This is a genomic window from Lelliottia jeotgali, assembly GCF_977070485.1.
The window spans coordinates 1-21152 of sequence record NZ_CDRVFO010000022.1; the positions used below are offsets into that span (position 1 = coordinate 1).

Consider the following 21152-nt stretch of genomic DNA (forward strand, 5'->3'; position numbering starts at 1 on the left):
TGCGGGAATAGCTCAGTTGGTAGAGCACGACCTTGCCAAGGTCGGGGTCGCGAGTTCGAGTCTCGTTTCCCGCTCCAATACAAAACGCACCAAGGAATTATAAGTTCCTTTGGTGCGTTTTTTTTGCCTGCGAAATTGCGGGGCCATGGCTACCCGGCCATGGCCGCCCTTTAGCGGTATTCGATGGTGAAGTTCAATGCGCCTTTGGCCTCGCCGGGTGTCACCGTTGCTTGGGTCTGGTAATACCGGGCACGAAGATCGAGGCGCGTAATGCCGGGGCTAAGGGGCACCATATCCACGAACTCTTCGAGTTTCAGTGGGGTATTGTCGCTGCGCGTCACCTGGATACCGATGCCGCTGGCGCTCGAGCCGGTGGTCAGGGTGAACAATCCCAGGTCACGGTCCACCGGCACCGAGCCGTCCACGCCGTCCAGGCGCATGAACGCGCGGGCAACGCTGCCTGCCGGGTCGTCCTCGCAGTCGTTGAGGGTAATGTAGAAATCAACCGGATCGCTGGTGCTGCCCTGGCCTGTGAAGTCGGCAATCTCGTGGGTGCCAAGTTGTACCGGGTTGGCACTGACGGCATCGGCCCTGAGCGTGCACTGAGCCTGCTGGACTTGCCCGCCCAGGTTCAGTCTTACGGCATCCCCTACATCGCTGATGACACCCCTGACGACCTCCTGGTTGAATGAACTTACGCCAGGCGGTATGGGGCCGGTCTTGATCAAGGCCATGTACTTGATGGTGAGATTGGTCATTTCCATGAACGTGGGCCTCATGTTCCTCTGGTTTTCACCCACATAGGGAACGGCGCCGATACCACCGTCGTTTGCCTGGAACGAGTTGCTGGACGTTGCGTTGAGGAAGCCGCCCAGCTCCAGATACAGGCCTACGCCCGGAATGGTGGTTTGTAGCACTTTGCCCGTCACATCCTTCCCGTCGACGGGGGGAAAGGTACCGGGGGCGACAGGTAATGGCGTCCCCATATTCGCGGTCAGGCTTAGTGTCCCGTCGTTGTCGCACTTCAAGGCAAAGCCGGGGCCTCGTACGCCAGTGGTAGTGGCTGAGTAGATTTTGCTACCCACGGGTGCATCGCGTGCCACCCAGCTCACACCGGCGAGGTTGTGCGTGAACTGCAACGGGCCTGCGGTGGTTGGCCATTCGCATCCCAGGGCATGGGCCTGGCTTGACAGTGTCATCATCGTCGCCGCAGCAGCGAGGCCGATGAAGTAACGCGAAAAGTGGGGCATGGTCGGTTCCTGTTGCAAGCCTGCGGCATCGTCGCACGGGCTGGGTCATGGGGTAGGGCAGCGCAAGGTCTGCAGGCGGTAGCCTTGCTCTTCTGGCATGGTTGCCGGGTCGATTTTCAACCGGCAACGCTGTTCGGCGCGGTCGCCCCAGCGCGCCTCCAGGGTTTGTGCCTGTGCATCTGTTGCAATCAGCGCCTGGCCAGCCTGGCCCACTACCGCCAGGTGCTTGCCCTGTTGGTCATTGACCTGGGTACCGAAGGGCAGCGGGCGGCCGTCGGCATGTTGCAGGGTCAGGATCAGGCGGCTGACCTGGCGTGCCTTGAAGGTTGCCAGGGCGACTGCGCCTCGGCGGGGGACAACCTGGGTGGCGCCGTTTTCGATTTCCACATCCGGGCCGAGTTGGTCGGTTTGCAGGGTTACCTGGTTGACCCGGTAGGGGCGCACGTGTGGGGCGAGGATGTAGCCACTGCTGTCGGTGCTACCACCGGGCACGTTGTCAACACCAACGCCGGGCACATCGGGCACATGGACCAGCGCAGTGGTCTCGCCCAGGTATTGCCCCAGCACGATGCCGCCGGCATGCGCCAACACCGCGCCACTGGCATTGACCGAAACGCTGCGGAACTCATCCGCTTCGGTGTAGCCGGCACCCACGTTTACCTTCTGCGTCTGGTAGCCCACTGACGCCGAGGCGGTCTTGTGCTGCTGTTCATCGTTGGCCAGCGATGCCAGGTAGCTCAGGCGGTTGTCCTGAGAACCGCCGTTCAAGGTGGCGCGCTGGCTGAAGTGGCCATTGCTTTCCTGCACATCGAAACTTGCACTCGTTGAGGTGCCCCAGCCCAGCGGGATGGTGACCCCCAAGCCAACGATACGGTCGCTGCCGCGGTCGTCACTCAACGACTGCGAGGCGTACAGGTTGATGCTGACCCGGCGGTACTGGGTATTGAACTGGAACTGGTACTGGCGCCGCTGGCGGTTGGTGCCCCAGTAATCGTCCTGGGAAAGGGTAAGGCTCATTGAGTTGCGGTTGCCGAACGTCTGGTAGAGCGAGCTTTCCAGGCGGCTGCGGCGGTTGCCCTGATAGCGGCTGGAGGCATTGCGCTGCTGCACGGCTTCGTCGAACTCGCGATAGCCTTCGGTGGAGTAGCGGTAGCCGGCGAAGCGCAGGCTGGTGCCGGTCTGAAAGGCCTTGCCGTAGCGCACGGAATAACTCTGCCCTTGCACCTGGCCGCCTTGCTCGCCGAGGTCGGTACGCGCCTGGGTCACGTCCAGCGACACTGCGCCAAGGGTGCCGAAGTCGCGAGCGATGCCAAGGTTGGCGGCATCGTAGTACTCGCTGCCCAACAGCCCGCCATACAGGGTGGTGCCCCACTGGTCGCCGCGGGCCAGGGTGGCTTGCCACAGTGCGGGGTTGTCGATGCCGTCGGCGCCGTCATAGCGCCCGGCCACCAGGTTGTAGCGCCACACGCCTTCGCGCAGCAGGTTGCTGAGGGTGGAGTAGGGCTGGATGAAACGGCGCACTTGGCCATCGGCCTCGGTGAGGACGATTTCCAGGTCGCCGCTGCCGCCGCCGATGCCCAGGTCGTTGATTTCGTAAGGGCCGGCGGCAACGTAGGTGGAATAGATCGGGTAGCCGTTCTGCAGCACCTCCAGCTTGGCCCGGCTTTGAGCCACGCCGCGGATCACTGGCGCGTAACTTTGCATCACATCGGGCAGCATGCCCATGTCGGTGGCCAGCTGTACGCCTTTGATAGGCAGGCTGCGGAACACATCGCCGTTGCTGAAGGTTTCGCCCAGGGTCAGCGTGCCCCATTGGCCGGGTAGGTCGTGCTGGGCGTAGGTGTTGAAGTGCACCCAGTCCTGGCCTTCGCCGTCGTCGCGCCAGCTTTGGCTGCTGCGCAGTCGCCAGCCGCCCAGGTTGATTCCGCCGTTGAGGTACAGGTCCTGGTTGCTTCTGGATTTGCCGGTCTTGCCGCTGAAATGCTGCGCGGAGGCTTGGTAGCTGACGAAGGCGGCATTGATGCCGTTGTCCCAGCGCTCGGGTGCAACGCTGCCAGCCACATCGCGGCGCAGGGCGATCTGCGGGATGGACAGCGCGAGCTGGAGTTGGCCGGGGTCCAGGTCATAGGTGGCGTCGGGCACGAGTACGGGCAGGTCGACGCAGCGCTCGTCGCTGGGCAGTGGCTCGGCCAGGCCCTGTTCACGCAGGCCCAGCTCTCGCAGCAGGCTGGCGCTGAGGCAGGGCTCCAGGCCCTTGCCGTCGCTGCGTTCACGGAAATCTATTTCATGCTTGCCCGCTGGGGCCAGGTTGACCAGCACTTCAACCTGGTAGCGGCCGGGCGCCAGGGTAGCTTGGGTGGCCAGTGTGCTCAGGGCGGCAACGCTGGCGTCGCTGGAGTGGCCTGGAGTTTGGCGCATGAAGTTGGGGTTGAATTGCAGCGGGCGTTCTTCCGTAAGGGCCTGATCAGTGAGCAAAAACAAGAGGCTGCAACTTGCCATGGGTAGAAACAAGGTTGTGCGAAGGCGAATCGGCAACTGCCGGCACTGTTTGGTTTTTTGCATACTCAGGCACCTAGGGGATTTGTAGCTTGAGGGCCTTGTCTCTGTCAGAGACTGAACTCTGTGGCTTCATCGGGAGAAAAATCAGGGCGCAGGGTACGGTCCCGGACGAGTGATGCATGTAGGAAAACTCTGACTTTAAGCAGGATAATTCCGTATTTGGTATTGGCGGTTTCATCAAAGAGCGGCCAGCTTATGAACTGGCCGCCTGGGTTGCTACTAAAAAGGCCTATAGCTTGATCGGAATGTAGGCTCCCATTTTCTAGTTTCGGGATTGAGCTGGTAACCCAGCATGGAACCGGGACTCATTTTGCCGGGAGGTGCTGGTGTGGGAGCAATGGAAGTAGCAGGTTCGGAAAACAATTGTTCTAATCGGTAAGAGCCTATTGAAGAATTTGAAGCCGTGGAAGCCGTGCTACTGATTGAGGATTGTGGCGAGATGAATATGTCTGCATCAGAGAAAGTTACACGCTTCATCTGTGTAGACGCGTCTACGCCCATACCAGTGGGCATTGTTTGAGTGGCAGTATCAGCAGTAAATGGCAACGCTATTCTGCGCTTGGTTTGTAGCCGTGCGGGAGCAGTTTGGGAGACACGCATCTTGAAGTTAATATCTCCTTTTTTAGCCTTCACGAACGGCACGTTCTTCGGAGATACACTGTCGGGTTTAGTAACAACACTGGCGGTTTTGCCCACCCCCTTCACCCCCAGCCGGCTATACGCCATGATCCCCAACGTACTCAGCGCGCTGGCAATCCCCAGCCAGAACGCCCAGTCATTAGCCGCAGCGCTCCCTGTTACCAGTGCCCCTACAGAAACCGCCGTAGCGGCCGCGTCAATGGCAAGGCTGGCTGCGCCAAACGCGAATGCCATGGTCAGGCCTACCGGCGGCAGGAACATGAAGCTGACCACTGCAAAGACAGCACCCAGGGCGACGCCAAGCCAGGATCGCCAGTCGGCCTTGGCCTTCAGTGGTTTGGGCGGAACGTACGGCGCCTCCGCGCTGTGCCGCATGCCGTAGTGACCGCTGGGGTCGTGCCAGTTGACCGGGTTGCCGCCGCAGTACACATACGGGTTGATACCGGCATCTTCTGGCGCCGCCGTGTCCGGGCTGTGGAAACGCATCAGCCCAGGGTTGTAGGCACGGTAGCCGCGCCCCAGCAGCGACCAGCCCAAGGCTAGTTCGCGGGCTTCACCGTTGAAGCCGAGCAGGCCCACCAGTTGGTCGTTGTCCGGTGAATCGCCATAGGCGGTGTACGCGTTATCGTGCAGTTCATCACGGCTGCATTCACCCACCACACTGTTTGCCGCGTCGGTCGCGTACAGCCGGTTGTCTGCGGTTTGGCCTGGGCGTTGCAACCCCAGAGGGCGGTCGCCTGCGTACAGGTACTCGGTGAGCAAGTCGGCATCGCGTGTACTGCTTATCCGGTAGCCTTGGTAACGGCGCGACACTTCCGCGGCTTGCTCATGACGTACCCCGATCAGGTCGTTATGGCCGTCATAGCGGTAGCGATACAGGGGTTGCCCATCGCTGGCCCGTTGTACTTCGCTCAGGCGACCATGGTCGTCGTACACCAGTTGGTTGCCTTGTTCGTCGTTCAACAGGTTGCCTTCGGCATCGTGGTCGAACGCCTGGCTGGCCGGATAATCAGGCTGCAGGGAGTGCTCCGCCCGTTTCAGGATGAAGCCGTCGTAGGTATAGAAGGCTTCGTCCGATGCGTTGTCGGCAAAATCGGTGTAGCACTCGATGAGGTTGTTCAGTTCGTCGTAGACGAAGTACTGATTCTTGATAGCCCGGCCAGCAGCGTTGCGCGGCAGGGTAGTACCTTGGCATTGGTGTTGCTCCAGCCGGTCGAGTGCATCGTAGTCGAAAGTTTCCACCAACAATTGTTGGCCGTCACGGGTGAGGGTGCGGGTACGCAGCTGGTCATCTTCCTGCCACGCCAGCGCGATGCTTTGGGTGACAGTGGAGCCGTCGTGACGGGTGAGCGTTTGTTCGCGGTTTTTCTCGCGACCAACTTCGTCGTAAGTCTGCTCGCACAACAGTATCTGGTTGTTGGCCAGGTCCTGGGTCGTGGTTTTCCAAAGTCGCCCGAGCTTGTCGTATTCGAACGTTGCGACCAGGTTACCTTGGCTTGTCTGTTTCAGCTGGCCCAGCTCGTTGTAGTCGTGGGTCACCTCCGCGCCGCCACTTTCGGTGTAGCCCAATGGCAGGCCCTGGAACGAATTGCGGTAGTCGCAGTGGTGGCCAGCGGCGTCCTGGCCCTGCCATTCGGTTTTCAGCAGGTAGCCTTGATCGGTGTAGGTATAGGTGTGCTCGCCTTGTGCGTCGCTGGCCGTGCTGATGGCCGAGGTTTTGGTGTTGTAATCGAACGTCGTACTCTTTATGTCATCAACGTCGATCTGGTTGGGTTGGGCGGAACGCGTGGGGCGGTAGTGGTAGGTGAAGGTGCGCTGCGCAGTGGTGCGGGTTTCTATCAGCGAGGTGTTGCGCTTGTAGGTGTAGGTTTCCTGTTGCAAACCAGCCTTCAGCGACTTCAACCGGTCGAGACCATCGTAACCCCGTTGCCAGGCCAGGGTGGGCTCAACACCTTTGCGCCGCTCGACCAGCAGTTGTTCGGCCAATGGGGCAGCACTGTGCAGCGCGAACTGGCTGAGCACTGCCGATTGGTCGGGCCGTTCGGTGCGGGTCACGCGGCCTTCGGCGTCGTAGGCGTACTTGTTGATTCGTCTGACAGGGCTGCCGTTTCGTTTGAAGGTGTGATCGTCGCTGATGCAGCGGCCAAGGCCGTCGTAGCTTAAATCGTGTCGGCCAATGGTCTGGCCTGCGTCGTCCAGCCGATACCGACTCGACAGTTTGTCGAAGCGATTGCTCTCGGTAACCTGCTGCTGCTGGCGAACACCAGGTTTGTCCGCTGTTTCGACCCAGTGGGTGACGATGTCGCCTGTTTCGCCAAATGGCGAGTATTCACTGTGCTGCGTAGCGCCGTTCGGCAAGGTGGTCTTGCGCAGCCGGCTCCAGGCATCGTATTCGAAGGTGGAGGTCAGCGTCAGGGTCTTGCCGTCGTAGTAGTCGAAGGCGGTTTCCTCGCTCAGTTGGCCCAGTTCATCGTACTTGCGCTGCGCAACCACTTTACGCTGCCGCGAATTGTCAGTGCCCGGCGCGGTATCGGTGGCGTCCGTTTCGCGCTCTTCTTTCACCACCCTGCTGCAGCCATCGAACGTTATGAAGGTGCTCACGCCCGTACTTCCAGTGACTGACTGCCAGGCCAGCCCGGCAGCGCCTTCTTCAGGATGGGTGACAAGCCCGTAGGCATGGATTACCTTGGCCTCGTCCACGCCCTGGCCTGGCGCCACGGTTTCCTCCATCACGCGGCCGAGCGGGTCGTAGCGGCGGCGAATGCTGTTACCCGTGTCATCTTCTTCGTACACGCTCTGGCCATGCAGGCCAGACACGGCCATGCTCGTGGCCTTCTGCATCAGGTCGAAGCCGGACACGGTTTCATCGGTCCAGTATTCCAGGCCATGTTCCTTGTCGACGACCTTGCGGTACTCCCATTCGATACGTGAAGTGCGGCTTTCAATGGCCCGGCGTACCGGGTTGGTGCTGTCTTCACCGTAGCGGGTGGTCACCTGGTAGCTCGGGCGGCCGTGCAGGAAGGCATTGTCAGGCATGTTCAGGTAGGCCCGCTCTACCTTTATCAGCAGCTGTTCGCGCTCACCGGGCTGGCCGGCATCGAACACTTGCAGCACCTGTTCTGCACAAGGTGCAAGCCATTCGCTCGCTTGGCCAAGGCTGGACAGCGCCGGGTAGGCCTTGTAGGTCAGCCGGGTCCGTTGGACGGGGGCTTCGCCGGGCAAACCCTGCACGGGGTAAACCGTCTTGCATTTGACGTTGCGTACAAAGCCTTGCGGGTCGGGCGGGCAGGCCCAGGTATCGCCATCCTTCTCGCCGTCCTTGTCATAGTACTCGTAGGTGACGCGTACACCCGTGGGGGCTTGCTCCTCGATGACGTTGCCGTAATCGTCATACGCGGTGGTCGCGGTTTCCAGGTGCAGTTTGCTGGCGTCACCGCGCAGCGTCCAGCGTTTTGTGATGGTTTTGGGCAGCTGGAAGTAGCGCGGTTGATCGTCGAAACTGTTGCCAGGGCTTTCATGGAAGACGGTTTCGGTCTCTTCGATATGGCCATCTTCTTCAAGCGTTTGCTTGGTTAACAGGTGGTAGCGGTTGAATGTCTGCGTCTGTTTGCGCGCGACTTTGCCCGCTTTCCAGTAATGAGCGGTGACGCTGTAGCGGTAGCTGGATTTCGCCCGGTACAGGTTGTCCTCGCCGTCGTCACGCCAGCTGACATCGCTGTTGCTGCCGACAAAACTGTGCGCCACCTCGATGTTGTTTTGCTCATCGAAGTGCGTGTAGGTGTAGGTTGTTTTCAGCGGCGGTTGGTCGGCGCGAGGTTTGACTTCATGAGTGGTGACCCGTGGCAGCACTCTTTGAGGTCGCGTGCCGGGCAGCAGGTGGCCCGGGTCGTCGTTCTCGCCATAGCGCACCTCCTCCACGGCGCCTGAAGGTGTGGACACTTTTGCAAGGCAGGTCAGGCCCCTGGCTGTGGTGTAGCCGAAACGCCAGTTGCCGCCCACTTCGGGGGGTAGTTTTACCTCCACCAATGCCCGGTTTCTCAGTTCCAGCATGTAGCGCATGAATGGCAGGTTGTCGGCACCGGCGCCGGGGTGCGTATCGATGGTTACCCTGCCGTCGGTGTACTTCAACTCCAGCAGCAGCGTGCCATTGTCATCAATGATCTTTTCCAGCCGCCGGTTCTCAGGGACGTAGCTGAGCGTTAGCCCGTGGCCGGAGGGCGCCCTGACCTTGGCGGGCAGGGCGATGGGGTTGACCGCGTCTTGCAGAGTGAGTATCTCCACAAGGCCGGACTTGTGCTCTACACGGTATGGGCCATTGCCGTTTTCGCCGTCGTCGTAAAAGTTGAAACTGTGAATTTTCTTTTCGCGAATTGTGGGTTGCGGGCCGGTACCTGTCACTTTGAAGCTTTCCCCCGTGTGCAGGGTAAGCATTTGAGTGGCGGGCACGTACCGGGTCATCGCCAGTTGCCAACCGGTGCCGAAGCCTGAGTCACTGTTGTCGAACGGGCTGTACGACAGGCGCAAGGGCAGGCCGGGGCCGGTCAGGTCGTTGCCGGCAGGCACTTGCAAGTCAATGGCCAGGTTGTACTGGCCGGTACGCTGGTCGACATGGTTCTGCACGAAGCTCTGGAAGTTGGTGGCGTTGCTGTGTATCCCGGAAGAATTGACCATGATCAATTGCCTCCTGGGGCCATGGTAACCACGATGCAGGCAAGTTCCCCCTGCGCGACCGGGTTGCCTTTACCGATGATCCTGAAGCCGCGGCTGGGTGCATTGCTATCGAGGCCGCTGTTGGTCAGGTAACCGGGTTTCTCCGGGCTGCCCGCGTAGGTCCAGATCTTGTCAATGCCCAGTTTTTCCAGCGAAGCGTTGGCGCGGCTGGTGTCGAGTTCGACCCAGGCGCTGTTGGCCTTTTCGCAGCGCTCGTTATCAGTCAGCAGAAATGTCGATTTGATCGGCACGTTTCGAATGCGAATTGCGTGGGGCTCTCTGGCGTTGGCTGGGCAAGCTTTTTTGGGTAGCAGTTTCACGGTAGTGCCGCTGCCCGTTGCGGGCAGCTCCAGTCCGCAAGCAGGTTCGGTGTTGTTCTCCACTGTCTGGTATAGCGCGAGGATGGGCGTTGGGTCCGCCTGGGTTGCGGCATGGGCGACAACCCCACTTAAAAGCAAAGGTGCAGCCAGCATTGCTCGTTTGATGGCCGTTGTGACGGCGAGGCGACGGTAATGTAAGTGCTTCATTTTTTTGGGCTCCCTGTTCAGGTTATTTAAACAGACATAAGAAAGAATCGATGTGAATCGCTGGGGCCATGGTGGCGTGCTGCCTGTTTGGAGCTTATTCAACTTGCCGTGCTGTGACACCTGTCAGAATTAACAGGTGCCCGCGTGCCTGGCGGGCGAGTGCTACCTGTTATTTCTGCCAGTAGCCAGCCGCGGTGTTGAGCCGTACAACTAAGGGCATCTCGAATCCCCTTGGAGTATGTTCATGGCGCCCAAACGCACACTGGAAGAGCGGGCTGAACAGTCCCCGCACAATCCCGCCCCTGAAATCCCAACGCAAAATGCGTGGGGTGAAATTGATGTCAAAAACATGAACGGTGCAAACCTGGAATTTGTCATCACGGATGCGGATATCAGGTTTGGTCAACATATTTATCCGATCTGGCGCGGCGTCGCTGCAGACGGCACCCCTTTTGATGAACTTGACGCAATGCGTGAAGTGCCTTTCGACTACGACACGACAAAAACGATGGTGGCAAGCGTTACCAATCGTTTTGTTGAACCCTTCGACGGTGGGTGGGCATTTTTATCTTATAAGGTTGATAACGCAGCAGAGACCACGCCGGATTCAATGCGGGTCTTTTGTTACCTGGGTTTGCGCGACCGTAGTGGTAGTGCCGAAACATTATCGGTGGCGCAGGCACGTGAGTCGCATGATCGTGTGATTGTTGCTTCGGATCTGAACTCTGAGGGTGTGCGCCTGTTTGCGCCACGCTACCGGGCCTTGCAGGTTGGCGACAGCATCGAGCTGGTGGCGCGCAAGTTTCAGGCTGCTGGCAAGGAAGTAATACCACCGGCGAGCGAAGTTTACGAAGTGACCGAGACCAACCTGGCTGAGCCTCTGCAATGGCAAGTCGACAAGTCGCATTTCATGCACGTGCGGGATGGACGGGTGGAGTTCCAGTACACCATCACGCTGGCCGGTAATGGTGAAACAATTGAATCGCCTGTGCAGGAAATGGCGGTAGCAAGGGCGCCGAGCCCGGTCGACCTGTTGCCCGAACCCAAAGTCGATGGCTTTACGGGCACACCGCTCGACCCTGGCAAGTTCCCCAATGGAGTAACTGTTCGCATACCTTCATATCCGGGTATTCAAGCGGGCGACTACTTGCTGCTGCACTGGAAAAGCCCCGCCCAGATCGAGCCTGCGGTGCAGTTTGCTCGCATGGATGCGAGTAGCCTGGAAGGCGATGAAACCGTATTTCGGGTTGACGCAAGCCTGCTTGTAGCGGGTGACCATCAAGTGTTCTACCAGGTAGCACGTGCTGGGCATGCGTTGACTTCAGATAGCCTGGAGGTCGAGTTTGAAACGGCTCGCAGCCTTGCCGCACCGGCCATTGAACGTGCCCAAGAGGATGGGCCGGGCAAGCAAAAGCTATTGGCGGACTACGCAATTCTCGGGGCTTATGTAACGGTGCCTGATATCCCTTTGCGCCCAGGCGAACACTTTGAGGTTCACTGGGACGGTTATGAGCAAAACGGCAAGCAGATTACCGACACACCGGTGGAAGAAGGCGGCCGACGATTCAAGATAGACCCCTCCGTTGTCGCCGCGAACATGCATCAACCCGGCGCGAATAACAGCAGGCGTTTCACCGTGTTCTACCACATTGTCGATGAAAATGGCGTGCGCTCGGCGCCCTCCACCGCTGTGGACTTGCGCGTCCAGCCGCTGGTTTTCGATAGCAACATCACGTGCCCGCAAGCGGAAAACAACGGCGAACTTCGGCGCTCCAAACTCACCCAGAACGGTGCAATGCTCGAGGTATCCGGGGCGCTGCTCTGGCCTTTCGCTGCGCCAGGCCAGCCCTTCACGTTGGCCATTGAAAGCGGCGCGGTATTACGTAATGGGGTGCCTGTCACGGCTGGCGAACATGGCAATCGACGGATACAGCAGTGGTTGAGTGTTGCTGTTTATAACGGTTTGGAAGACAACAGGCAGTACACCGTTAACGGGAAAGTAAGTTTCGATAAAGGCGACAGTTGGCACTCGCTCAGGCCGCTACTGCTTACTCCGAAAAAGTCAATGTAAGCGAATTTGAAACAGGCCCGGCCGGGCAAGCTCGCCGGCGGCCTGACGTTGCATTAATGAAAACATGGAACATGGAGATCAACTCTGATGAACAGTAAAATTCCTGTACTGACTCAAGCCATCAGCGCTCAATCGCTTGAGGAGTTTCTTGCCGAAATGGACAAGGGTGCAAAAACCCTGAAGTGGGATGCGCTGCTGGTGTTTGACCGGAGCGCTACCAATGCCCTGCTGACGCAGGAATACATTGACCGGGTCGATATCGAAGATGTGTTCTTCCCTGCGCTACCCGATGGCAGCGTTGATGTAGGTAATGGCATCGAGCATGTCTTGCTAGGCCTCATACTTGACAAGCCACGGCTGTCTTTCGAAAACGCAAGTATCCAGGACTCGAAAGGCAAGTTGCAGATGCGCTTGGTGGGCGGTAAGCACATCGAAGTGAGCGAAAAGTTCCTCGATGGTAAACCTGTCAGGCGCGTTGGAGCCCTGACGGTTTATAACGCTGCCACGCGCGGTTTACTGGATATGAATATCAGGCTGGAGGCCGTGGCAGGCTCGGTTGACAGTAGCGGCAAAGTCTTGCTTGATTTGAATGACGCATTCGACCATCAGTTCAGTGGAGGGGGCACTGAGTTTGAGAAGCAGCGCTTGGGGTTGTATTTCCAGAACGTGTTCGACGCCTGGAATGAAAAAAATGAAAGAATCACCCAATTCCCGCTCAGCGAGATGGTCGTTGACGAGGGGTCGCCTATCAATCCTGGTGTCTTTGGTCTTCTCACCCATGCTGCCCCTGGGGCGACTGTGCTCGGCAGTGAGGGTTATGGTGACGGCGCAGTGGTTGTGTTCGTTGCCATGAAAGGCAGTGAAGCCGGCACTTACCCCCATGATGATGCGGCGATGCTGTACATGTTGCCTGAGGCCCCAGAGCCGTATACCAGTAACCTGGTTTTTTCGAATAAATTCTTGGCCAATCAAATTTTTAAGCTGGGTTTTGAACAGCTCGAAATGACGAAAGGACGATTTGATGTAGAAGCATTGGCCGGCGAACGCTTTAAACTTGTGGCCAATTCAGAGGTTGTCGCCAATGAGACGGTTTCGTTGGCAAAAAAAAGAAGTGGGGGGATGGGGTCGGAGTATTGGGAAACTCATTTGAAACTCGATAATCTTTCTCCTGTACTTTTTTCCAGCGGCAATGAGTTGCTGTTCGAGCAGAGGTCGTTGAAGGGAACACTTGTTTCGAGCGCGCGTATTGGTTCGGTTGCTGCTACCTGGACGGGGAAGTGGGGGAGCGGGTCAGACTCGTTTGGTGTCTATGCGGATGTAAAGGCTGATGTAGGATTTAAGTTTGTAATCAGGAAGGTGGATGGGCAGGCGAAGTTGGTTTTTGAATTGGAGCAGTTCGATTTGTCTGCGGAGTTTACCATTGATATTGGTAGCGGCTCAGACAAAGATCGCTGGCGTGACATGGCAAGAGAAATAGAAGCTGAGTTGGAGGGCATACTGCACCCACGGTATCAAGCGCGATTCGACGACTTCAAGAATATCACGTTCGAAATCGACGCGTTGCGTCTTAACAACTTGCTTTTCCGTGGCGATAACGTCGTCGAACCGCGCGACGTGGCCATGCCGACCGACTTGACCCTGCTCGGCAACCTGGCGCCCAAGCGCACCACGCTGGTTATAAGCCCTCAGGAACCCATCGTTGCAAGCGGGCAGGTGATCGAGTTCACCGCCGACGGTACAACAGGTGGTGTCACCTGGAAAGTGGAAAACCTCCCGGGCGAAACCGGCGAAACTGGGGCGTTCAACGATCCATCGACGGGGCGATATACGGCGCCATCGGATGATGCGCTGCGTGCTGAAGGCTACCGCCGGTTGATCGTGACGGCCACCAGTGGCGAACTGGTGAGCAGGGCGTTGGTTAGCGTTGTGCCAAGCCAGGTCACGGTGAACCCATGGGTAGCGGTGGTCAATGTGGGCCAAAGTTATTCACTGAGTGCGGGCACGCCAGATTCTGCCGCCCTGAGATGGGACGACCCCGAGCTGGGTAACGTCGGCCCCGATAACGATCCGCTGAACCCTGAAGGTTACAAGTATACCGCGCCGGTGAGACTGCCCACTCCTGCCCCATTAGACCCGCTACACGCCGGCGCGCTGCGCCTGGACCCGGTCACCGTTCGCCCGGCTGCCGGAGGTGCGGCTGCGACCATCGACATGCTGGTGGTTGGCGCCAAGAACCCCAATTACTGGTTGGAGCCAGAAGCCAGGAGCGGTGGCAGCGTCGCGCTGCCGTTCTACAGGCTCAACCGTAATTTTGAAAAGGTTGAGGTACCCGAGCCTGTCGAGTGGACAGTGCTGCGCGGCAGCGGAACCGTCGACCAGGATACCCGGGTCTACACGCCCGCGCCCGATGCGGACGAGCAGTACGTGATCATATCGGCATTTTACGACGACGGGGTTTCTCCCGATACCCTCGACTACGTCGTTTTGCCGCTGCCATTCGTTCCGGTGCGGCGTTACGCCGATATCCTCAATCAAGCCATCAAGGAGGTTTGAGATGGACCGTGATATGAAGAAGGCGACTTTGCAAACAAATCTGCAAGATTCGGTGCGTCTCGGGTGGGGGGGCGTGCTTGCCCTGGACCGCCGGCTCCTTGACCTTGTGCTTCGCGAACAGTACCTCGACGCTCTCGGTAATTTCGGCGCGATGGACCCTATCAATCTGGAGGCCTACCTCGACGAGGGAGAGCGAATTAGCGTTTCGTTGCAAGGGCTGGTACTGGGCGCGCCCCAGGTCAGCTTCGAAAATGCGACGCGGTTCAGCCAGGACCTGACGTTGCGGATGAACATTCTCGCAGGTGAATACATGCGAGTTGTGCACCTGCCAGGCAGCCCCAAACGCGTCGTGGAGAGCTTCACCATAACCGAGGCCATGGGTTTTCGCGTCGAAGCCCCGTTGTCATTACGGGTCGGCCGGCCGAAGGGGAGCCGGTTCACCTTGCTGGAACTGAATCTTGCCAGTGCGGTCAAGTTTTCCACCAACCTGGGGCCAAACGATTATGTCAACAACATGATCGGCCTTCGCCTGCAGGAAGCGATCAGCTATATGCAGGTTTACCAGCGCACCTATACCCTGGGCAGTTTCGTCATGGACGATTACTACCCGTTGAGCCCGGACCAGTTCATGGTGCGTACCATGCCGGCCCCGTGGGGGCAAAGCGAAGGTAGCCCTCGCCATGGAGACGGTGCGGTGCTGGTCTTCATGAAGCTGGGGATTGACCTGCGCCCAGGGGGGCAGCCAGACCCAGGTATCGGTTTCCCTTATCCGATCGCCGAGGATACGGCCGGTCTGCCGGGTACCCTGATCCTCGTTCCTGATATCGCGGATCTGGGGGCGGGGCAGTTCAAGGATGTACTGAAGACCTTCAGCCTGCCCAGTGGCCATGAGTTCGTTCCAGGGGCACCAAAAACCGGAGCCGATCTTGTCGTGCCCGGCGACTGGCAGAAAAAACAGCACGCCGTAACGGTCGAACCCGCCCTCGCGAAAGTCGTAGCCGGACAGACCATCGCGTTCACTGCCGATGGCGCAACTGGCCCGGTGCAGTGGTCGGCCATCAACCTGAAGCGCCCTGCGGCGATCGGCTCATTCAGGGGTGCCAGCTACAGCCCGCGCCCTGCAGCCAGTTTCGTCGAGGACCAGCAGATGGTGCTGGTGACCGCCACCTCGCCTGAAGCAGGCGGCGAGGGGCGCAGCCACGCCTTGGTGATGGAAAGTGCCCGTGCGGTGCAGGTTGCACCGCGTGTTGCCACCTGGGTGCAAGGTGAAGACCCGATCGAGCTCCGCGCCTCCAGTGTCGAGGCAGGCAGGCTGGAATGGACGCTGGTGGGCGCAGCGCTTCTTTCGGGGGGTGAACAACGCGTTCAGACGCTGGACGAGCCGATTGGTGACCTTGATGACAGGGGTGACGGTCGAGCCATTTTCACGCCCTATCCGCCTAGTGGCGCGGTCGATTTCAGGGTTCAGCGAATCCGTTGCACCAATCGGATGACCGGAGAAAGCGCTGAAGCTGCGGTGGTAGTGATCAGATGGCATGCAGGCCTGAATGTGGTTCCGTTCCACGTGGCCCAAGCGCTTTCGGTTCAACCCACGCAGTTCACCGTGATGTCCAAAGACTTGTCGCAAGACCTGGGCAGCGCTATGACCTGGACTGTGAATGGGGAGGGTGAGTTCGATGGCAACGTGTATATGCCTCCGGACAACCCACAATTACCTATTGCGGTGGTCACTGCGTTTGACGGTGTGGAGCGCACCGGCTACGCCATCGTGGAGTTCAGCGAAGGCCGGCAGGCAACAGCCGGGCTGTTGTCATGGGAGGCCATCGGCACCTTTGAACTTAGAGCCCTCGGTGCGCCCCAGTGCTTCGCCAACGGCTGGCAGCAGATAGAAGTCGAGGTGACCGTTGCAGCTTCGAATGATCACAATGATCAACCGGTCGACATCTCCGACGCCGATATGGCAACTTTGAAGTTATTGGATCTCGACAGCAATAACGATCTACCCTTCCTCGCGCCGCTGGAAGAAGCCTTGGCCAGCGATGATCAAGGGTATGGAGGCTGGGCGGTAAACAGGGATGCAAACAACATCCACAGGCAAGCTGCTGTACAAGCTGCTGTAAAGGGTGAGTCGAGCGCGCCCTTGCAGGCCAGAACCCGCCGGTTCTTTCTCCATTCCCGTAAGCCAGGGATTATCAGGGTTATTGCCTCGATACAGAATACCTTGACGGCTAAGACAGTGACATCGGCGAGGTTTGGCGAGAAAGGCAGGCTGGAGTTGCGGGGGCAGGTCCTGCCTTCCTTCACACAGGAGCTCTATTCCTTCAAGCGTACCCGCGTGGCAGGGGATGAGTCTCCGTCCGAAGGGGATGAGTTCGCTTACGTCGACAAAAGTACTGACAACTGGTTGCTTGAGCACGTCCTGAGGGAGGGCCGGGTGACCAAATTCGCACGCTTGATCATCAGGGATGCCGATAACAAATCGGGTGTACGTTGGTCGTGGAGGCCCGGGTCGTCGACGCCACCACTCAAAGACGACGATTTTGTCAGCTACACGGGTTTCTCGTTCCAGTCGCTTGATGGCGGGGTCCGCGACGAACTGTTGTTTGACGGGCTGCTCTACCGCATGGCGAAGCAGCGAGGGTATGTACTGCCGAGGCTGGTGCAAGGCGCGAAGCCGGGGGCTGGGCAACTGATGCTCATCCTGCAGCGGGACACGGGTTTCGTTCTGCAGAGCGGGATGGAAGACCCGGCTTATCGCCAGGTACTTGAAAAGGACCTGGTATTTACGCTGCTGGATGAGGAGGGCAACGAGCATCCGCTGAACTTTGCGTTTGCCGTTACGGCGGAAGAAGAAAGGCAAGGAATAACCCATCGGGACGTCCTGAAACTTTCCATTCGCTAAGCATGGGCTCACCTCGGCACACGTGGGCGCTGAGGTGAGCACTCCACTACGCCTTTCGGAAAATCAATCACATGACTATTGAAACCGTACTCCATTCCAATGCATTCAATGCTTCTGGCTTTGTGCAAAACAATGTCGACCCGCGCACCGGCCAGTATGCGTTAAGTATCAACCTGCCACCCCTGGTCGGTAATGACCAGATGGGGCCAGAACTGCCGATCCGGCTTGTGTTCAACCCGTTCAGCGACCAGGACGTCGGCTTTGGGCGCGGTTGGTACATCGACCTGACTCAGTACGTGCCCGGTACGCGCATGCTGCGGCTTCACACAGGAGAAAGCTTCAAGGTGACGGGCAGTGGCACAGAGCCGGGGATCAAGGAAAGAAAGCTCGAAAGTTTCCGTTTTCTTGATGACAGTGTCGGCAACAAGCAACAGTTTCGGGTGGTTCACAAGTCGTACATGGAAGAAGTCCTCAGTGTATATGGGGTGGGTGAGCATGCCATTGCGTTGCCTTCCGAGGTGCGCGCAGCTTCCGGCCATCGTATTCTGCTGAGCTATACGCCCGATAACCAAAGGCTGGAACGTATTGTCGATGGCACAGGGCTGGAACTACTGAACATCAGTTATGGCAGCACGGTGACCCTCGACCTGCACCCCAATGCCAATGGTGCCAACAAACCTTTGGCGCAATACAAGCTCATTTTGCGCAATGGGGCGTTGAGCCAAATTGACTTGCCGGCAGAAGTGGGGGGCAACTGGCGTTTTGAATACACCACTGCCTTTGGCCTGACCTGCCTGGCCAAGGTGTCCACACCCTACGGTAGCGTGGAAAACATCGGCTACGGCGAGGACGGCGATACAGGCCATCTGCTACCGGGCGGCGGATCGCGTACAGCCATACCACGGGTGACTTCCCATGTGGTCAACCCTGGTGCTGACCAGCCACCGATGAAAACCACCTACACCTACACCATTTTGCAAGACAGTATTCAGGCGCCGAACAACTTTGTCGGTAACGGCAGCGGTGTCACTTGGCGTGACGATGGTGAAGATAACCTGTATCGCGCCCGCTCCACGTACCTTTATGGAAGTACGGCGCACCAGTGGGGCAAGGGTGGGGATGGCAAGGATCAGGTGTTGCGTACTACGCAGCGCACGTACAACCGTTTTCACCTGCAGGTGAGCGAGGTTGTGTTGCAAGGCAAAAACCAGCTTGCCAGCAGTACGACGTACCACGGCAATGTGGCAACGGAGTTCGACAATCAGCCGAGCAACTTCCAGCTGCCGCTGGAACAAGACCGCACTTGGTCGCTGCAAGGGGATGCCTCCAAAGTTCGTCACGAGCCTGCCACCAGGACCGAGTATGACCTGCATGGCAATTTGACTGCTCAGACCCTGCCCTCAGGCCAGCGTACTGTCATCGAGTATTACCCTGCCCAAGGTGGTGACGGCTGCCCGCCCGACCCGGACGGTTTCGTGCGAAATCAGAAGAGTGTGACGGAGTATCCGGCATCAGGTGGCGACAAGTCCACACCGGTCTTGCGCAGGCGTTTTGAGTATGAAGCGCTCGCCCGGGTCAGCTATCCAGGTGCTTCGACCACACTGCCTGTGTCCAATTGGCTGGTCGCGACCCAGGAAAGCCTGTGTGAAGTGGTAGGGGAGAAGGAGCAGGCTGCGCTGCAAGTAACCACCATGAGTTCGATCGATGAACCCGCCGACTTGCTGCGCCATGGTCGTCCGCTGCTGCAAACGTTGCTCATGGGCGGTAAAGCTACCAAGACCGGTTTTACCTACAACAAGGAAGCCCTCGATGGGCACCCTGCGCTGGTGACCGAGCAGCAGGTGACTGGCTTTGATCATGGCGAGCTCGACGCCGAGACCGGCCAGCCGCGCCATGTCTGCCAGGTGATCACGTTGAAGGATTCGGTGCTCATTGGCCAACCGCTACTCAATCGTGACGACAACGATGTCGAAATCGAGTACGAGTACGATGCTCTGCGCCGGGTCGTTCGCGAAACGGTATCGCCCAATGAAGCGGCGTACACGGCAACGCGCGTGTATGAGTATGGCCTTGTGAGCGCACCTGGCGGCAAGGCGTCGCAAAGCCGGGTGGATGTCAAGGGGGTTGCCATTCGCTCGTACATCGATGGCCTGGGGCGAGTGGTCAGTGAGGAACGTCATGACGCCGACGCCGAAGACATCCAGCTGCATCAGGTTTTCCGCCCGCGCAATGCGTTTACCTACGATGAGCTTGGCCAGCTGACCGAGGCAATCGAATACGATTGGAAAGGGCAGCAGCAAATGCCGCTGGCGATCCAGTATGAATACGACGACTGGGGCCAGCAGCGCTGCGAGACCGGCCCGGATGGGGTCAAGCAGTTTGAGGAACATGACCCGATCGGGTCCAACCCTGACGGTAAAGACTCCGAGGGCAATCTGCCCACCCTGACCAGCTGGAGCGAATCTGCCGATGGCACGTCGAGCGTGGGCAAGGCTATCACTTGGTTGAACCTGTTCGAGCAGCCTGCCCAGCTGCAGCGTTTCGACCTGGCGGGCAAGCTGTATGCCAAGCATGAGTACTTCTATGACGGCCTGGGGCGTAATGTGCGAGAAGTCGATGCACGCAAAGCGGTTACCCGCTCCAGCTATGACGCTTTCGGGCGCCTGGTCGACCAGACGCTGGCGGACAGGTCAGTGGTGCACCGCGATTATGCCGTGCACAGCAGCGACGACCTGCCGACCAGTATCAGTGTCGGGGGCACCGTGCTGGGGAAGCAGGTTTTCGACGGCCTGAACCGCATGATCACCTCCATAACCGGGGGGCGGCCAAGGAGCATGCACTACGAACCTGGCCAATCCAGGCCGAGCAAGGTGAAGACGGCTGCCGGCAACGTCATCGAATACCAGTACATTCCGCAGTTGGGTGAGGACCCGCAAGTGCGGCGCATTCCGGGTAAACAGGCGGACTACAAATTCGACCCGCAAAACGCGCGGCTCACCTGGTGCAAGGAGGAGGGGGAGGAGCTGACCCGGGCCTATTTCAGCACAGGCCAGATCAAGGAAGAAACCCGCACGATCGGGAATGAGACCTGGGCCATGGAGTATGGCACCAGTCTGTTGGGGCGCCAGTTGTTCTACAAGGATGTTCTCGGCCAGACGCAGACCTACGATTACTACGCCAGTGGCCTGCTACAGCAGACTGCGCTGGGGACCACCAGCAGCCGGTTCTTCTATGATGGGTTGAGCAATACCCAATGCATACTCACCCTGGATGGCACGCAGGGGCTGGCCACGGAACTGGAGTATGACCACCAGGGGCGGGAATGTCTGCGCAGGTTCGTGTTCCTGAGCACCCAGGTCGAGGCACCGATCGAAGGCTTTGCGTTCGCCAACGAAGCTGTGCAGGAGCTGGTGGAAGAGGCCGGGTTGCGGGTGCAGGGTGTACAGGAGCTGGTGCAGGAATACAGCGTGCTTGACCAGATCACCTTCAAAAAGCTGAGCGAGAATGGCAGTGCCTTGCGTGAGGAAACGTACAAGTACGACGTGCGCGGCCGCCTGGAGGAATACTTCTGTGAAGGGCTGCTTTCCCATAGCCCGAGAGACCCGGCCGGAAAGACTATTCGTTACCAGTTTTTCGAGTTCGATGCACTCGATAACATCACCTGGGTGCTGACTGAATTTGAGGAAGAAGACGGTAGCAAGGGCGCAAACGAGGCCACTTACCTATTCGAAAATGAAGACCCTGCGCAACTTACCGGCGTGAAAAACAACCACGCTGACTATGCCGACTTCACGCTGGAGTATGACGATGACGGCAACATGAAGCTCGATGACAAAGGCAAGACGTTGAGCTATGACGCCCTGGGTCGCTTGAGCAGCTACGATGGCAACGGCTATAGCTACGATCCTTTGGACAGGCTGGCCGGCCAAGGGGCATGAGGT

The 21152-nt window shown here is 58.7% G+C and carries 8 protein-coding genes and 1 tRNA gene; 5 read left to right on the forward strand and 4 right to left on the reverse strand.

The genetic code is table 11. The annotated features are described in order from the left end of the window. Nucleotide 1: 1 nt before the first annotated feature. Nucleotides 2-77 (forward strand) — tRNA-Gly (locus ACW4TB_RS24230). A 93-nt stretch (nt 78-170) separates the two neighbouring features. On the opposite strand, the gene ACW4TB_RS24235 is transcribed toward ACW4TB_RS24230, so the two are convergent. The 4 genes from ACW4TB_RS24235 to ACW4TB_RS24250 form a co-directional block, all read right to left on the reverse strand. After that, a complete protein-coding gene (locus ACW4TB_RS24235; RefSeq protein ID WP_279930297.1) occupies nt 171-1250 on the reverse strand; it encodes a fimbrial protein in 1080 nt (359 codons plus the stop codon). 45 nt (nt 1251-1295) lie between these two features. Continuing rightward, the gene (locus tag ACW4TB_RS24240; RefSeq protein WP_279930299.1) at nt 1296-3731 is read right to left on the reverse strand and encodes a fimbria/pilus outer membrane usher protein; all 2436 of its coding nucleotides are present in this window, start codon (nt 3729-3731) and stop codon (nt 1296-1298) included. 297 nt (nt 3732-4028) lie between these two features. Continuing rightward, on the reverse strand, nt 4029-9119 hold the full coding sequence (locus tag ACW4TB_RS24245) for an RHS repeat domain-containing protein (RefSeq protein ID WP_279930301.1): 5091 nt from the start codon (nt 9117-9119) through the stop codon (nt 4029-4031). 2 nt (nt 9120-9121) lie between these two features. Continuing rightward, entirely contained in the window at nt 9122-9787 is a 666-nt protein-coding gene (locus tag ACW4TB_RS24250; RefSeq protein WP_279930304.1) for a hypothetical protein, read from the reverse strand. 142 nt (nt 9788-9929) lie between these two features. On the opposite strand from ACW4TB_RS24250, the gene ACW4TB_RS24255 reads away from it, so the two are divergent. The 4 genes from ACW4TB_RS24255 (at nt 9930) to ACW4TB_RS24270 (ending at nt 21149) form a co-directional block, all read left to right on the forward strand. Beyond that, nucleotides 9930-11756 (forward strand): hypothetical protein, encoded by a 1827-nt coding sequence (locus tag ACW4TB_RS24255; protein WP_279930306.1) that lies wholly within the window; start codon nt 9930-9932, stop codon nt 11754-11756. Nucleotides 11757-11843: 87 nt separating this feature from the next. Further along, on the forward strand, nt 11844-14309 hold the full coding sequence (locus ACW4TB_RS24260) for a hypothetical protein (protein ID WP_279930308.1): 2466 nt from the start codon (nt 11844-11846) through the stop codon (nt 14307-14309). A 1-nt stretch (nt 14310) separates the two neighbouring features. Continuing rightward, nucleotides 14311-17211 (forward strand): hypothetical protein, encoded by a 2901-nt coding sequence (locus ACW4TB_RS24265; RefSeq protein ID WP_455828671.1) that lies wholly within the window; start codon nt 14311-14313, stop codon nt 17209-17211. A 71-nt stretch (nt 17212-17282) separates the two neighbouring features. Beyond that, complete coding sequence (locus tag ACW4TB_RS24270) at nt 17283-21149, forward strand: YD repeat-containing protein (protein ID WP_279930313.1); 3867 nt, start codon at nt 17283-17285, stop codon at nt 21147-21149. Nucleotides 21150-21152 lie beyond the last annotated feature (3 nt).

What these genes read in the sequence shown, in the direction of transcription:
- ACW4TB_RS24235 (WP_279930297.1), bottom strand. Translation starts at nt 1,250, where the DNA reads ATGCCCCACTTTTCGCGTTACTTCATCGGCCTCGCTGCTGCGGCGACG.
- ACW4TB_RS24245 (WP_279930301.1), bottom strand. Translation starts at nt 9,119, where the DNA reads ATGGTCAATTCTTCCGGGATACACAGCAACGCCACCAACTTCCAGAGC.
- ACW4TB_RS24255 (WP_279930306.1), top strand. Translation starts at nt 9,930, where the DNA reads ATGGCGCCCAAACGCACACTGGAAGAGCGGGCTGAACAGTCCCCGCAC.
- ACW4TB_RS24260 (WP_279930308.1), top strand. Translation starts at nt 11,844, where the DNA reads ATGAACAGTAAAATTCCTGTACTGACTCAAGCCATCAGCGCTCAATCG.
- ACW4TB_RS24265 (WP_455828671.1), top strand. Translation starts at nt 14,311, where the DNA reads ATGGACCGTGATATGAAGAAGGCGACTTTGCAAACAAATCTGCAAGAT.
- ACW4TB_RS24270 (WP_279930313.1), top strand. Translation starts at nt 17,283, where the DNA reads ATGACTATTGAAACCGTACTCCATTCCAATGCATTCAATGCTTCTGGC.